Source organism: Trabulsiella odontotermitis (assembly GCF_001297775.1).
In the GTDB taxonomy this organism is placed as follows: domain Bacteria; phylum Pseudomonadota; class Gammaproteobacteria; order Enterobacterales; family Enterobacteriaceae; genus Trabulsiella; species Trabulsiella odontotermitis.
The window spans coordinates 399,314-413,915 of the sequence record NZ_LIFX01000003.1 but is presented as its reverse complement, the minus strand read 5'-3'; the positions used below and the strand labels follow the sequence as shown (position 1 = coordinate 413,915).

Annotated in this window: 13 protein-coding genes, 1 rRNA gene and 1 other annotated feature; of the genes, 7 read left to right on the top strand and 7 right to left on the bottom strand. The window is 53.5% G+C overall.

Going from position 1 to position 14,602, the window contains the following annotated elements:
* Positions 1–17 precede the first annotated feature (17 nt).
* The 4 genes from AOY23_RS05540 to rluD form a co-directional block, all read right to left on the bottom strand.
* Positions 18–1,559 (bottom strand): 16S ribosomal RNA (locus AOY23_RS05540).
* Positions 1,560–1,978: 419 nt separating this feature from the next.
* Positions 1,979–4,552 carry an ATP-dependent chaperone ClpB gene (gene clpB / locus AOY23_RS05535; RefSeq protein WP_054177808.1) on the bottom strand — a complete coding sequence of 858 codons (2,574 nt, stop codon included), beginning with the start codon at positions 4,550–4,552 and terminating at the stop codon, positions 1,979–1,981.
* Between the two features lie 128 nt (positions 4,553–4,680).
* Positions 4,681–5,412, bottom strand: a complete 732-nt coding sequence (gene yfiH / locus AOY23_RS05530) for a purine nucleoside phosphorylase YfiH (protein ID WP_054177807.1) — start codon at positions 5,410–5,412, stop codon at positions 4,681–4,683.
* Entirely contained in the window at positions 5,409–6,389 is a 981-nt protein-coding gene (gene rluD / locus AOY23_RS05525; RefSeq protein WP_054177806.1) for a 23S rRNA pseudouridine(1911/1915/1917) synthase RluD, read from the bottom strand. The genes yfiH and rluD overlap by 4 nt, the downstream gene beginning before the upstream one ends.
* 132 nt (positions 6,390–6,521) lie before the next feature.
* Between rluD and bamD the strand changes: the two genes are divergently transcribed.
* The 4 genes from bamD (at position 6,522) to pheA (ending at position 9,280) form a co-directional block, all read left to right on the top strand.
* A complete protein-coding gene (gene bamD, locus AOY23_RS05520; RefSeq protein ID WP_054177805.1) occupies positions 6,522–7,259 on the top strand; it encodes an outer membrane protein assembly factor BamD in 738 nt (245 codons plus the stop codon).
* Positions 7,260–7,531: 272 nt separating this feature from the next.
* Positions 7,532–7,864: a ribosome-associated translation inhibitor RaiA gene (gene raiA / locus AOY23_RS05515; protein ID WP_038157291.1), complete on the top strand. Its 333-nt coding sequence runs from the start codon at positions 7,532–7,534 to the stop codon at positions 7,862–7,864.
* 106 nt (positions 7,865–7,970) lie between these two features.
* Positions 7,971–8,097: a sequence feature (Phe leader region), on the top strand.
* Complete coding sequence (pheL, locus tag AOY23_RS22860; protein WP_200906037.1) at positions 7,972–8,043, top strand: pheA operon leader peptide PheL; 72 nt, start codon at positions 7,972–7,974, stop codon at positions 8,041–8,043. It overlaps the preceding feature by 72 nt.
* Positions 8,098–8,119: 22 nt before the next feature.
* Positions 8,120–9,280: a bifunctional chorismate mutase/prephenate dehydratase gene (pheA, locus tag AOY23_RS05510; protein WP_054177804.1), complete on the top strand. Its 1,161-nt coding sequence runs from the start codon at positions 8,120–8,122 to the stop codon at positions 9,278–9,280.
* Between the two features lie 57 nt (positions 9,281–9,337).
* Here the strand turns inward: pheA and tyrA are convergent, their stop codons facing one another.
* Together tyrA and aroF are read right to left on the bottom strand one after the other, a co-directional pair.
* The gene (tyrA, locus tag AOY23_RS05505) at positions 9,338–10,459 is read right to left on the bottom strand and encodes a bifunctional chorismate mutase/prephenate dehydrogenase (protein ID WP_054177803.1); all 1,122 of its coding nucleotides are present in this window, start codon (positions 10,457–10,459) and stop codon (positions 9,338–9,340) included.
* A gap of 10 nt (positions 10,460–10,469) precedes the next feature.
* Entirely contained in the window at positions 10,470–11,540 is a 1,071-nt protein-coding gene (aroF, locus tag AOY23_RS05500; RefSeq protein ID WP_054177802.1) for a 3-deoxy-7-phosphoheptulonate synthase AroF, read from the bottom strand.
* A gap of 292 nt (positions 11,541–11,832) precedes the next feature.
* On the opposite strand from aroF, the gene yfiR reads away from it, so the two are divergent.
* Genes yfiR through AOY23_RS05485 form a run of 3 tightly spaced genes read left to right on the top strand, consistent with a single transcriptional unit; the run spans position 11,833 to position 14,157 of the window.
* The gene (gene yfiR, locus AOY23_RS05495) at positions 11,833–12,444 is read left to right on the top strand and encodes a regulatory sequestration protein YfiR (RefSeq protein ID WP_081005643.1); all 612 of its coding nucleotides are present in this window, start codon (positions 11,833–11,835) and stop codon (positions 12,442–12,444) included.
* Positions 12,437–13,657: a diguanylate cyclase DgcN/YfiN gene (gene dgcN, locus AOY23_RS05490; protein ID WP_054177800.1), complete on the top strand. Its 1,221-nt coding sequence runs from the start codon at positions 12,437–12,439 to the stop codon at positions 13,655–13,657. The genes yfiR and dgcN overlap by 8 nt, the downstream gene beginning before the upstream one ends.
* A gap of 17 nt (positions 13,658–13,674) precedes the next feature.
* Positions 13,675–14,157, top strand: a complete 483-nt coding sequence (locus tag AOY23_RS05485) for an OmpA family protein (protein ID WP_054177799.1) — start codon at positions 13,675–13,677, stop codon at positions 14,155–14,157.
* 70 nt (positions 14,158–14,227) lie between these two features.
* On the opposite strand, the gene rplS is transcribed toward AOY23_RS05485, so the two are convergent.
* Complete coding sequence (rplS, locus tag AOY23_RS05480; RefSeq protein WP_002437770.1) at positions 14,228–14,575, bottom strand: 50S ribosomal protein L19; 348 nt, start codon at positions 14,573–14,575, stop codon at positions 14,228–14,230.
* Between the last annotated feature and the right edge of the window lie 27 nt (positions 14,576–14,602).

Here is a 14,602-nt window from a genome sequence, read left to right as displayed (position 1 = left end):
AGGCAGGTTCTTTCAGGTAAGGAGGTGATCCAACCGCAGGTTCCCCTACGGTTACCTTGTTACGACTTCACCCCAGTCATGAATCACAAAGTGGTAAGCGCCCTCCCGAAGGTTAAGCTACCTACTTCTTTTGCAACCCACTCCCATGGTGTGACGGGCGGTGTGTACAAGGCCCGGGAACGTATTCACCGTGGCATTCTGATCCACGATTACTAGCGATTCCGACTTCGTGGAGTCGAGTTGCAGACTCCAGTCCGGACTACGACATACTTTATGAGGTCCGCTTGCTCTCGCGAGGTCGCTTCTCTTTGTATATGCCATTGTAGCACGTGTGTAGCCCTGGTCGTAAGGGCCATGATGACTTGACGTCATCCCCACCTTCCTCCAGTTTATCACTGGCAGTCTCCTTTGAGTTCCCGGCCGGACCGCTGGCAACAAAGGATAAGGGTTGCGCTCGTTGCGGGACTTAACCCAACATTTCACAACACGAGCTGACGACAGCCATGCAGCACCTGTCTCACGGTTCCCGAAGGCACATTCTCATCTCTGAAAACTTCCGTGGATGTCAAGACCAGGTAAGGTTCTTCGCGTTGCATCGAATTAAACCACATGCTCCACCGCTTGTGCGGGCCCCCGTCAATTCATTTGAGTTTTAACCTTGCGGCCGTACTCCCCAGGCGGTCGACTTAACGCGTTAGCTCCGGAAGCCACGCCTCAAGGGCACAACCTCCAAGTCGACATCGTTTACGGCGTGGACTACCAGGGTATCTAATCCTGTTTGCTCCCCACGCTTTCGCACCTGAGCGTCAGTCTTTGTCCAGGGGGCCGCCTTCGCCACCGGTATTCCTCCAGATCTCTACGCATTTCACCGCTACACCTGGAATTCTACCCCCCTCTACAAGACTCAAGCCTGCCAGTTTCGGATGCAGTTCCCGGGTTGAGCCCGGGGATTTCACATCCGACTTGACAGACCGCCTGCGTGCGCTTTACGCCCAGTAATTCCGATTAACGCTTGCACCCTCCGTATTACCGCGGCTGCTGGCACGGAGTTAGCCGGTGCTTCTTCTGCGGGTAACGTCAATTGCTGCGGTTATTAACCACAACACCTTCCTCCCCGCTGAAAGTACTTTACAACCCGAAGGCCTTCTTCATACACGCGGCATGGCTGCATCAGGCTTGCGCCCATTGTGCAATATTCCCCACTGCTGCCTCCCGTAGGAGTCTGGACCGTGTCTCAGTTCCAGTGTGGCTGGTCATCCTCTCAGACCAGCTAGGGATCGTCGCCTAGGTGAGCCGTTACCCCACCTACTAGCTAATCCCATCTGGGCACATCTGATGGCATGAGGCCCGAAGGTCCCCCACTTTGGTCCGAAGACGTTATGCGGTATTAGCTACCGTTTCCAGTAGTTATCCCCCTCCATCAGGCAGTTTCCCAGACATTACTCACCCGTCCGCCGCTCGCCGGCGGGAAAGCAAGCTTTCCCCCGCTGCCGCTCGACTTGCATGTGTTAGGCCTGCCGCCAGCGTTCAATCTGAGCCATGATCAAACTCTTCAATTCAAGTTTGATGCTCTAAGAATTAAACTTCGTAATGAATTACGTGTTCACTCTTTGAGACTTGGTATTCATTTTTCGTCCGAAGACGTTCAAGAATCCATGTCACTCCGAGTGCCCACACAGATTGTCTGATAAATTGTTAAAGAGCAGTGCCGCTTCGCTTTTTGTCAGCGGCGCGGGGTGTGCATAATACGCTTTCCCGCTATGAAGTCAACATGTTATTTCGGTTAACTTCACCTGACAGGCCGGTGTGTTTGCCGTTGTGCCGTGTCAGTGGAGGCGCATTATAGGGAGTAATTCTGAGGTGACAAGAGGAAATTCAAAAAAACTTTTTGTTCGCTCAATTTCCAGGCAATTACGCCGTCAGACGCGGTAATTTGCCTGTTTTAACACCAAAACGGGCCTTTCGGCCCGTTTTAGATTTATTGCACAGCAACGATATGGTCGTCTTTCACTTCCAGCCGTACCGTTTTGCCGGGCACCAGTTCCCCGGAGAGGATCTGCTGCGCCAGCGGGTTTTCGATCTGCTGCTGAATTGCCCGTTTCAACGGACGCGCGCCATACACCGGATCGTAGCCGTTTTCGCTGAGCAGTTTCAGCGCCTCGTCAGAGATGCGGACTTCATAACCACGCTCTTCCAGACGTTTGTACAGACGCTGCAACTGGATCTGCGCAATGGAGGCGATGTGTTTTTCACCCAGCGGATGGAACACCACCACTTCATCGATACGGTTGATGAATTCCGGGCGGAAGCTGTGGCTGACCACACCCAACACCAGTTCTTTCATGTGGCTGTAATCCAGTTCGCCAAAGCGTTCCTGAATCAAATCGGAACCGAGGTTAGAGGTCATAATGACGACCGTATTACGGAAATCGACCGTTCGCCCCTGCCCGTCCGTCAGGCGTCCATCGTCCAGTACCTGCAACAGAATGTTGAAAACATCCGGGTGCGCTTTTTCCACTTCGTCTAACAAGATGACGGAGTAAGGGCGACGGCGCACGGCTTCAGTGAGATAACCGCCCTCTTCATAGCCGACGTATCCCGGAGGCGCACCGACCAGACGAGACACGGAGTGTTTCTCCATAAACTCGGACATATCAATACGCACCATCGCATCGTCGCTGTCGAACATAAAGTTAGCCAGCGATTTGCACAGCTCCGTTTTACCGACCCCGGTAGGCCCGAGGAACAGGAACGAACCAATCGGGCGATTGGGGTCAGACAACCCGGCGCGGCTACGGCGAATCGCGTTCGACACCGCTTCAACCGCTTCATCCTGGCCGATAACGCGCTGATGCAGATCCTGCTCCATACGCAGCAGTTTATCGCGCTCACTTTCCATCATCCGGGAGACCGGGATCCCGGTCCAGCGAGCCAGCACCTCGGCGATTTCCGCATCGGTGACCTTGTTACGCAGCAAGCGCATGGTTTTGCCCTCTGACTGCGTGGCCGCTTCCAGTTGTTTTTCCAGCTCCGGAATTTTGCCGTACTGCAGCTCAGACATACGCGCCAGATCACCCACACGGCGCGCCTGCTCAATGGCGATTTTCGCCTGCTCCAGCTCGGCTTTGATCGTCTGGGTGCCGGACAGCGAGGCTTTCTCCGCTTTCCACTCTTCTTCCAGCTCAGAATACTGACGCTCTTTGTCGTCCAGTTCTTCGTTGAGCATATCCAGACGCTTACGGCTGGCTTCGTCAGACTCTTTCTTCAGCGCCTGCTGTTCCAGCTTCAGCTGGATGATACGTCTGTCGAGCCTGTCCAGTTCTTCCGGTTTGGAGTCAATCTGAATACGAATGCTGGAGGCGGCTTCATCGATCAGGTCGATGGCTTTATCCGGCAACTGACGGTCAGAAATGTAACGATGCGAGAGCGTCGCGGCAGCCACAATTGCCGGGTCAGTGATCTGCACATGGTGGTGCAGTTCATAACGCTCTTTCAGACCACGCAGGATCGCGATGGTGTCTTCCACCGTCGGCTCAGCAACAAACACTTTCTGGAAACGACGTTCCAGCGCCGCATCTTTTTCGATGTACTGGCGATACTCATCAAGTGTGGTAGCCCCGACGCAGTGCAGTTCACCGCGCGCCAGCGCAGGTTTCAGCATGTTCCCGGCATCCATCGCGCCATCGGCTTTACCGGCACCCACCATGGTGTGCAGCTCATCGATAAACAGGATGACGTTGCCTTCCTGTTTGGCGAGATCGTTCAGCACGCCTTTCAGACGCTCTTCGAACTCACCACGATATTTCGCCCCGGCCACCAGCGCGCCCATATCCAGCGCCAGCACGCGACGGCCTTTCAGCCCTTCCGGCACTTCACCGTTGACGATACGTTGCGCCAGCCCTTCGACGATGGCGGTTTTACCGACGCCAGGCTCACCGATCAGCACCGGGTTATTTTTAGTACGGCGCTGCAGTACCTGGATAGTACGGCGAATCTCTTCATCACGGCCAATCACCGGATCGAGTTTGCCCTGCTCGGCACGCTCGGTCAGATCGACGGTAAATTTCTTCAATGCCTGACGCTGGTCTTCGGCACCCTGATCGTTCACGCTTTCACCTCCGCGCATTTGTTCAATCGCCTGATTCACATTGGCGGTTGTTGCTCCGGCAGTTTTCAGCAGATCGGTCAGCGTACCGCGCGATTCAAGCGCTGCCAGAACGAAGAGTTCTGACGAAATAAAGTTGTCCCCACGTTTTTGCGCCAGCTTGTCGCACAGGTTCAGTACACGAACCAGCTCCTGCGACGGCTGCACGTCGCCGCCGGTGCCTTCCACCTGCGGTAAACGGCTCAGCGCCTGTTCAATGGCGGTGCGCAACTGGCCAGCGTTGACGCCAGCAGTGGTTAATAATGGACGAATCGATCCCCCTTCCTGATTCAGTAAGGCGCTCATTAAATGAAGAGGTTCGATGAACTGGTTGTCGTGCCCCAGTGCAAGGGACTGGGCATCGGCGAGAGCAAGCTGGAATTTGTTGGTAAGACGATCCAGACGCATAACTCCTCCCATAACAGGTCAAATTTGCTACTGGAGATTAAATGAGGTCATCCCTCAATTATTCAAGGTTAAAGACCTGAACTATGCGAAAAATAAATCAGCATTCTGGATCGTCTTGATTCTATAGGTTATATCAGCCAAATGAAACTTGCCATACGACCGGTGATCTTGTCGCGGCGATAAGAGAAAAAATCATCCTTTTGGCTGAAGGTACAACGGTCTCCACCGTAAACCTGTTCAACCCCGACATTCGCCAGACGCTGGCGCGCAAGCTGATAAATATCGGCATAATATTTTTCACCCGCCGGGCGGAAAGCCTTGTCAGCATTAGCGTCTTTCGCCATAAATGCTTCGCGCACTTCAGGCCCGACTTCAAACGCGTCCGGGCCGATGGCAGGGCCGAGCCAGGCCATAATGTTCTCCGGCTGGTCGGAAAAACAGGCGACCGTCTCCTCCAGCACGCCTTCGCACAGACCACGCCATCCCGCATGCGCCGCCGCCACTTCGGTGCCTGCGCGGTTGCAAAACAGCACCGGCAAACAGTCCGCGGTCATCACCGCGCACACCTGCCCCGGAATATTGCTGTAAGCGGCGTCCGCACGTTTCGAGTCGTAAGTTCCACCGGTTAAAGTCAGTACATCTTTACCATGCACCTGCTCAAGCCAGACAGGTTTCGACGGCAGACCACCCGCCGCAAACATCCGCGCGCGGTTTTCTTCGACATGCGCAAGATCATCGCCACAGTGGGCCCCCAGATTCAGTGAATCATACGGCGGCAGGCTGACGCCGCCGACACGTGTGGAACTACAGGCTGCAACGCCTTGCGGAACGGGCCACTGTGGAACGATTATCGTCGTCATAACCAGTCAACTTCATCTTTGTGGGCTTCGAAATCAGCGCGCATCGCGTCGATGAGATCCACCATGTCCTGTGGGATTGGCGCGTGCCACTCCATTTCGATGCCGGTGATCGGGTGATAGAGACGCAGCATAGTCGCGTGCAGCGCCTGTCGGTCGAATTTACGCAGTGCGGAAATGAACTCGTCGGAGGAATGCTTCGGCGGACGCGGGCGGCCACCGTACAGCTGATCACCCACCAGCGGATGCGTAATGTGCGCCATATGCACGCGGATTTGGTGTGTACGCCCGGTTTCCAGACGCAAACGCAAACGCGTGTGCACACGGAAGTGTTCCATGATGCGATAATGCGTCACCGCCGGTTTACCCATCGGGTGAACCGACATATGGGTACGTTTGGTGGGATGACGGCTGATTGGTTCTTCCACCGTACCGCCCGAGGTCATATGACCAATCGCCACCGCTTCGTACTCTCGGGTGATCTCACGCAGCTGCAGCGACTCGACCAGTCGGGTCTGCGCCGGAATGGTTTTCGCCACCACCATCAGGCCTGTCGTGTCTTTGTCGAGACGATGGACAATGCCGGCGCGCGGCACATCTGCGATGGGCGGATAATAATGCAGTAAAGCGTTCAGTACGGTGCCATCCGGATTACCCGCGCCAGGATGCACGACTAAATCACGCGGCTTGTTGATGACGATGATATCATCATCTTCATAGACGATAGTGAGGGGGATATCCTGAGGCTCAAAGCGAACTTCTTCTTCGATTTCAACATCGACAGCGATGCTTTCGCCGCCCAGGACTTTCTCTTTTGGCTTGTCGACGACGTTGCCGTTGACCAGCACGCGCTGGTCGAGGATCCATTCTTTTATGCGCGAACGCGAATAATCAGGGAACAATTCGGCCAAAGCTTGATCTAAGCGTTGACCGAGTTGATTTTCGGACACCGTTGCGGTGAGTTGTACTCGTTGTGCCATATACAGCTTCTTCGTTTAACGTTGGGTTTTACGGCTTCGCCGTTTAATATAGTGTGCTATTGTAGCTGGTCTTAATCGGGAGCAGGAACAGAGAATCTCCCGTATACACATTTTGAGGAATGTCAAAACGTCATGACGCGCATGAAATATCTGGTGGCAGCAGCCACCTTGAGCCTGGCTTTGGTGGGTTGCTCTGGTTCAAAGGAAGAGGTGCCCGATAACCCGCCGAATGAAATCTATGCTACTGCTCAGCAAAAACTGCAGGACGGTAACTGGAAACAGGCAATAACGCAACTGGAAGCGTTGGACAACCGTTATCCGTTTGGTCCTTACTCTCAGCAGGTGCAGCTGGATCTGATCTACGCATATTATAAAAATGCCGATCTGCCGCTGGCTCAGGCAGCGATCGATCGCTTTATGCGCCTGAACCCGACGCATCCGAATATCGATTATGTCATCTACATGCGTGGCCTGACCAACATGGCACTGGATGACAGCGCATTGCAGGGTTTCTTTGGTGTTGATCGCTCTGACCGCGATCCGCAACATGCGCGTGACGCCTTCAATGACTTTTCCAAACTGGTTCGTGGCTACCCGAACAGCCAGTACTCCTCAGATGCTTACAAACGGATGGTGTTCCTGAAAGATCGTCTGGCGAAGTATGAACTGTCTGTCGTGGATTACTACACTGACCGTGGCGCATGGGTGGCTGTCGTCAACCGCGTAGAAGGCATGCTGCGTAACTATCCGGATGCCCAGGCGACGCGTGACGCGCTGCCGAAGATGGAAAATGCTTATCGCGAAATGCAGATGAACGCGCAGGCGGATAAGGTCGCGAAAATTATTGCCGCCAACAGCAGTAATACCTGATCCCCGTTTCTGATACGTAAAACGGCAGCCCGATGGCTGCCGTTTTTTTATTCGTTTTTTGTCGCCCCTTAAGGAAAATCTCGCCGACGCAACTCATCAACTATGGCTCCCTTTCTTCACCTCTTCAAGGAGAAAATCACTTGTTCCTGTCCTGCCTCACAAAAAGATTTCGTTGACAAAAAGTGACAAAATAACGTGATCTGAATCACACATTTTGACATCAGGAACGGTATGCTGAAATCACTTAGACGGGAAAGACAAGAGGTAAATTTATGACAATGAACATTACCAGCAAACAAATGGAAATCACCCCGGCAATCCGCCAACATGTCGCCGACCGTCTCGCTAAACTGGATAAGTGGCAAACCCACCTGATTAACCCGCATATCATTCTTTCGAAAGAGCCTCAGGGCTTTATTGCTGATGCGACGATTAACACGCCAAACGGGCACCTGGTTGCCAGCGCTAAGCACGAAGATATGTATACCGCTATTAACGATTTGATCAACAAGCTGGAACGGCAGCTCAATAAAGTGCAACACAAAGGAGAAGCGCGTCGCGCCAATGCATCGGTGAAAGACGTTAACTTCGTTGAACAAGAGTGAAACCTTCACAATTGAGTGTATCGCCAACGCGCCTCCGGGCGCGTTTTTTGTTGACAGCATGAAAACAGTCCGGGTACTGTTATCTGAGCAGACATAAGGAATTTTCTATGCAGCGTGTACCGTTTTTCTTCGCATTCTTTTTTACCTTCCCCCAGACCGGGAGGCGTTTCGTCGTATAAGAAAGAATGCGAAGACGAACAATAAGGCCTCCCAACCCGGGGGGCCTTTTTTATTGCTAATGACTAAGGCGACTCTATGACATCGGAAAACCCGTTACTGGCTTTGCGCGACAAAATCAGCGCACTGGATGAAAAGTTACTGGCTTTGCTGGCTGAACGCCGTGGACTGGCGGTGGAGGTTGGTAAAGCGAAACTCGCGTCTCATCGTCCTGTACGTGATATCGATCGCGAGCGCGATTTGCTGGAGCGGTTGATCGCGCTGGGGAAAGACCATCATCTGGATGCGCACTATATCACCCGCCTTTTCCAGCTCATCATTGAAGATTCCGTCCTGACTCAGCAAGCCCTGCTCCAGCAGCATCTCAACAAAATTAACCCGCATTCGGCGCGTATCGCCTTTCTGGGGCCAAAAGGCTCTTATTCCCACCTTGCTGCGCGCCAGTACGCGGCCCGTCATTTCGAGCAATTTATCGAAAGCGGTTGCTCAAAGTTTGCCGATATTTTTAATCAGGTTGAAACCGGTCAGGCTGATTACGCGGTAGTGCCGATCGAAAACACCAGTTCCGGGGCGATCAACGATGTCTATGACCTGTTACAGCACACCAGCCTGTCGATTGTTGGCGAAATGACGATCCCTATCGATCACTGCGTACTGGTGTCCGGCTCGACCGACCTCGACAGCATCGAAACGGTCTACAGCCATCCACAACCGTTCCAGCAGTGCAGCCAGTTTCTGAACCGTTATCCGCACTGGAAAATTGAATATACCGAAAGCACGTCCGCCGCCATGGAGAAAGTGGCGCAGGAGAATTCGCCGCACGTCGCCGCGCTCGGCAGCGAAGCCGGTGGCGCGCTGTATGGCCTGCAGGTGTTAGAACGGAATCTGGCCAACCAGACGCAGAACATCACCCGCTTTGTGGTACTGGCGCGGAAAGCGATCGACGTCTCCAGCCAGGTCCCGGCGAAATCCACCCTGCTTATCGCCACCGGTCAACAGGCGGGCGCGCTGGTAGAAGCGCTGCTGGTGCTGCGTAACCACAATCTGATCATGACCAAACTGGAATCGCGCCCGATTTATGGCAATCCGTGGGAAGAGATGTTTTACCTCGATATTCAGGCCAATCTCGAGTCAGAAGCAATGCAAAAAGCGCTGAAAGAGTTGGGTAACATTACCCGTTCGATGAAAGTGCTTGGCTGCTACCCCAGCGAAAACGTGGTGCCTGTCTCGCCGGAGTAAAGCGGGACGAAAAAAAGCCAGCGGGTTTCCCCACTGGCTTTTCTTTTTTTCGCAAAGTTACTGACGGCTGTCGTTCGCCTGACGCAACAATCCCCGGCTTTCGTTCTGAAAGCGGATCGCGTAATCACCGAACCAGTGCTCGACCTTGCGGAAGCTGTCGATAAACGCCTGCTTATCGCCCTGCTCCAGCAACCCAATGGCTTCGCCGAAGCGTTGATAGTAGCGTTTGATTAACCGCAGATTGCTCTGCGACGACATAATGATATCGGCGTAAAGCTGCGGATCCTGGGCAAACAGACGCCCGACCATCGCCAGCTCAAGGCGATAGATGGGTGATGAGAGCGCCAGCAGCTGTTCAAGCTGCACGTTTTCTTCCGCCAGATGCAGGCCGTAAGCAAAGGTAGCAAAGTGGCGCAGCGCCTGAATAAAGGCCATATTCTGATCGTGCTCGACGGCGCTGATGCGGTGCAGCCTCGCCCCCCACACCTGAATCTGCTCCAGGAACCACTGATACGCTTCCGGCTGGCGACCATCGCAGTACACCACCACCTGCTTCGCCAGGCTTCCGCTGTCCGGCCCGAACATCGGGTGCAGCCCGAGAACAGGCCCATTATGGGCGGTGAGCATCGCCTCTAACGGCCCGGCTTTCACCGATGCCAGATCGACCAGAATGCAGTCGGCAGGCAGCGCCGGTAACTTCGCGATAATTTGCTCTGTCACGTGAATAGGGACACTGACGATCACCATTCCGGCGTCAGAAACGATCTCCTCCGCCCGCGCCCAGTCCTCTTTTTCCAGAATTCTGACCTGGTAGCCGGACAGCGTCAGCATCTTCTCAAACAGACGCCCCATCTGCCCGCCGCCGCCCACAATCACCACCGGACGCATATCCGGGCGCAGCGTTTTAAAACCTTTGTCGTTCTCACTGGAGTAAGATTCCCGCATCACCCGACGCAGAACATCTTCGATAAGATCCGGGGGAACGCCGAGCGATTCCGCCTCTGCGCGGCGCGACGCCAGCATTGAGGCTTCACGTTCCGGCACATAAATCGGCAGGCCGTATTTGTTTTTTACCTCGCCGACTTCTGCGACCAGCTCAAGACGGCGCGCCAGCAGCCCCAGCAGCGCCTTATCGACTTCATCAATTTGATCGCGCAGCGCGGTCAGTTCAGCAACCATAACGTTCCTCTTACCCCAGACGCGCCTTCAACTGGCCACGCAGATCTTTATCAATTTCACGCAGCAGCGCGTCCGTTGTTTCCCAGCTAATGCAGGCGTCTGTCACCGACACACCGTATTTCATCTCACTGCGCGGCTGTTCGGACGACTGATTACCTTCATGAATATTGCTTTCAATCATCAGACCAATGATAGAACGGTTTCCGTCTTTGATCTGCGCCACAACGGACTCTGCCACAGCAGGCTGACGACGAAAATCTTTATTCGAGTTACCGTGGCTGCAATCGACCATCAGCGCGGGTTTGAGCCCGGCCTGTTCCATCTCTTTTTCACACTGCGTAACATCTGACGGGCTGTAGTTCGGCGCTTTGCCGCCGCGTAAAATTACATGCCCGTCCGGATTCCCCTGCGTTTGCAACAGGCAAACCTGCCCGGCCTGGTTGATACCGACAAAGCGGTGCGGCATTGCAGCGGCGCGCATGGCGTTGATCGCCGTGGCGAGGCTACCGTCCGTGCCGTTTTTAAAGCCGACAGGCATAGAAAGGCCGGAGGCCATTTCGCGGTGAGTCTGCGATTCGGTGGTACGTGCGCCAATCGCCGACCAGCTAAAAAGATCGCCCAGGTATTGCGGGCTGTTCGGATCCAGCGCTTCGGTCGCCAGCGGCAGCCCCATGTTCACCAGTTCGAGCAGCAGACGACGCGCAATTTTCAGACCAGATTCAACATCAAACGAGCCATCCATGTGCGGATCGTTAATCAGCCCCTTCCAGCCAACGGTGGTACGGGGTTTTTCAAAATAGACGCGCATCACCAGATAGAGGCTATCGCTGACCTCTGCGGCAAGTGCTTTAAATCGACGAGCATATTCAATCGCGGTTTCCGGATCGTGAATCGAGCAGGGTCCACACACCACCAGCAGGCGCGGATCGCGACCAGCGATGATGTCGGAAATCGTCTGGCGGGAATGCTCCACCTGGGCTTCCTGTTCTGCACTCAGCGGAAATTCGACTTTCAGTTGTTCAGGGGTGATCAGTATCTGTTCGTCGGAGATATGTACGTTGTTCAGCGCGTCTTTTTGCATGATGGCGATCCTGTATAGCTCGTTTGCGATAGTGGTTTCCTCACCTGAGGAGACATCACGATATCACAGACAGTAAAGAATACAAGCCACAATACGTAAACATTACTTTACAACAACCATTTTTAAGCCATTTTCTCGCCATAATCAATGTAATTATTTATTTACACCATTTATGCGCACTCGATAAGGTGATTAAATAATCGTACAGCAGGATCAACCAGTAATGATGCAAAACGTTTCGCTATTCTGATTAAGATTCACCTAAAGGCCAGATAATCAATTTCAGTGCGTAATGACTGCCTTAGTTAATAGTGATAATCTTAAAGATACATTGACTCATGTTTTATTTCAGGCTGCACGGCGGTTTTTGGTGAGCAACCCACGTTGGAAATTCTCTTACCGGCTCTTATGGGTACTGGCGCTTATTTTTGCAGGTAAACCGCTCTTCGCAGCAACAACCCCTGCCGCCGACAACGCAGTACGCGCTATCGTCTCTGGCATTGTCAGTTATACACGCTGGCCGAATCTCAGCGAAGCGCCACGCTTGTGTATTTTTTCCTCTTCCCGCTTTACGCAGGCCTTAAGTGATGGCGCCTCAACGCCGCTACCCTACCAGCCTGTCGTGGTGAAAAACGATCAGGAAGCGCTCTCTGCCCGCTGTAACGCGCTTTATTTCGGCAGTGAATCGCCTTCACAACAAATAGCCCTGACGGGAAAACTTCAGCCCCACCCTGTACTGACAATTGCCGAACAAAACCCTGAATGTGCTGCGGGCAGCGCCTTTTGCCTGATATTTCGTTCAGCGACGGTGAAATTTTCTGTAAATCTTGACGTACTGACCCGCAGCGGCGTCAGAGTGAATCCTGAGGTATTAATGCTTGCACGGACTAAAGAGCATGAATAAGGATATAACCCCTCTTCAACGCCCGACGTTTAAACACACCCTACGGAAAATCAGCGTGATTAGCGTCGTTATTACGATGATGCTGGTCTGGCTGCTGTTAAGCATCGCGTCGGTTCTGACGCTGAAACAGTATGCGCAAAACAACCTCGAACTGACCGGCGCCACCATGAGTCACAGCCTTGAGGCGTCACTGGTGTTTGGTGACAGCGCTGCCGCCACAGAAACGCTCCGGACGCTCGGCAAACAGGGGCAATTCGCCGTGGCCGAAGTGATGGATCGCAACCTCCAGCGCTTCGCTTACTGGTCATACATTCCCGGCGAAAAACAGGACGCACTGAACAACCTGGTTAACCGCTGGCTGTTTCCCGTGCCGGTATCGCAGCCAGTCTGGCATAACGATCAGATGGTCGGCGTTATTCACTTAACCGCACGCGCCAGCCTGATCAGCCATTTTATCTGGATGTCGCTGGCGGTACTCACCGCCTGTATTCTGCTGGCCGCTGTGGTGGCGCTATTGGTCACTCGCTACCTGCATGCGGATGTGGTGACGGCGCTGCAAAATATCACTGATGTCGTTCATGACGTGCGTACCAACCGTAATTTTTCCCGCCGCGTCCCGGAAGAACCGATAGAAGAATTCCATCATTTTGCCCAGGACTTCAACAGCCTGCTTGATGAAATGGAGGAGTGGCAGTTGAAACTGCAGGCCAAAAATGCCCAGTTGCTGCGCACCGCATTGCATGATCCCCTCACCGGGCTGGCAAACCGCGCGTCATTTCGCAGTTCTATCGCCGCGCTGATGAACGACAAACGCGCCAGAACCAGTTCTGCATTGCTGTTTCTCGACGGCGATAATTTCAAGTTTATTAATGATACCTGGGGACACGCCGCCGGTGATTGCGTACTGATGGAAGTGGCGAAACGGCTGAGTGATTTTGGCGGCAAACGTCATATCGCCTACCGGCTTGGCGGCGATGAGTTCGCCATGATCCTGTATGGCGTTCACAGCGAAAATGAAGTGCAGCGCCTTTGTACTGCGCTGTCACAACATTTCGTTCCGCCGTTCAACCTCCACAACGGGCTTTACACCCCGTTCTCACTGAGCGTCGGTTATGCGCTGACGTGGGAGCATACCTCGGTTGAAAGCCTGCAGGAACTGGCGGACCAGAATATGTATTTAATGAAAAATCAACGTGCTAAGACTTCATCATAAGCAATAAGGAAAGAAATATGCTCGGTCGTTATGTCGCACCGGCTTTGCTGGCAACGCTGTTTCTGACAGGCTGTCAGGCGCCGCAAGGAAAATTTTCGCCTGAACAGGTCGCCGCCATGAAATCGTATGGCTTTAACGATCTCAACGGCGACTGGTCACTCGGGCTTTCCGATAAAATTCTGTTCGGTAAAAACGACTACACGCTAAACGATGGCAGCAAACAGCAAATTGCAGGTATGGCGTCACATCTCGCCGCCACCGGCATTACGCATGCGCGCATGGACGGTCACACTGATAATTACGGCGAAGACAGTTACAACGAAGCGCTTTCTCTCAAACGCGCCAACATTGTGGCCGATGCGTGGGCCGAAGGCGCACACATTCCGCGCAGCAATCTGACCACCCGAGGGCTCGGCAAACAGTTCCCGGTCAGCAGCAACAAAACCGCACAGGGCCGCGCCGAAAACCGCCGCGTCGCCATTGTCATCAGCGAACCATAAAACGCAGAGACAAAAAAAGGGCCAGCCTTTCGGCCAGCCCTTTTTAAACAGGATGTCGCCTGAGCGAATCTTAGTTAAGGCGCTCTTTGATACGAGCCGCTTTACCAGTACGCTCACGCAGGTAGTACAGTTTAGCTTTACGAACGGCACCACGACGTTTAACAGCAATGCTGTCAACTACCGGTGAGTGAGTCTGGAAGACACGCTCAACACCTTCGCCGTTGGAAATCTTACGAACAGTGAATGCAGAGTGCAGACCGCGGTTACGAATAGCGATAACCACGCCCTCGAATGCCTGCAGACGTTTTTTGGAACCTTCAACAACCCATACTTTCACTTCCACGGTATCACCCGGACGGAAGGAAGGTACGTCCTGCTTCATCTGCTCTTGTTCAATTTGCTTAATAATGTTGCTCATAATTTAATCTCTTATCCTGGGTAAACT

Coding starts and splice junctions, on each gene's coding strand:
- clpB (WP_054177808.1), bottom strand. CDS start 4,552: ATGCGTCTGGATCGTCTTACCAACAAATTCCAGCTTGCTCTCGCCGAT.
- pheA (WP_054177804.1), top strand. CDS start 8,120: ATGACATCGGAAAACCCGTTACTGGCTTTGCGCGACAAAATCAGCGCA.
- aroF (WP_054177802.1), bottom strand. CDS start 11,540: ATGCAAAAAGACGCGCTGAACAACGTACATATCTCCGACGAACAGATA.
- dgcN (WP_054177800.1), top strand. CDS start 12,437: ATGAATAAGGATATAACCCCTCTTCAACGCCCGACGTTTAAACACACC.
- rluD (WP_054177806.1), bottom strand. CDS start 6,389: ATGGCACAACGAGTACAACTCACCGCAACGGTGTCCGAAAATCAACTC.
- yfiH (WP_054177807.1), bottom strand. CDS start 5,412: ATGACGACGATAATCGTTCCACAGTGGCCCGTTCCGCAAGGCGTTGCA.
- raiA (WP_038157291.1), top strand. CDS start 7,532: ATGACAATGAACATTACCAGCAAACAAATGGAAATCACCCCGGCAATC.
- rplS (WP_002437770.1), bottom strand. CDS start 14,575: ATGAGCAACATTATTAAGCAAATTGAACAAGAGCAGATGAAGCAGGAC.
- tyrA (WP_054177803.1), bottom strand. CDS start 10,459: ATGGTTGCTGAACTGACCGCGCTGCGCGATCAAATTGATGAAGTCGAT.
- yfiR (WP_081005643.1), top strand. CDS start 11,833: ATGACTGCCTTAGTTAATAGTGATAATCTTAAAGATACATTGACTCAT.
- bamD (WP_054177805.1), top strand. CDS start 6,522: ATGACGCGCATGAAATATCTGGTGGCAGCAGCCACCTTGAGCCTGGCT.
- AOY23_RS05485 (WP_054177799.1), top strand. CDS start 13,675: ATGCTCGGTCGTTATGTCGCACCGGCTTTGCTGGCAACGCTGTTTCTG.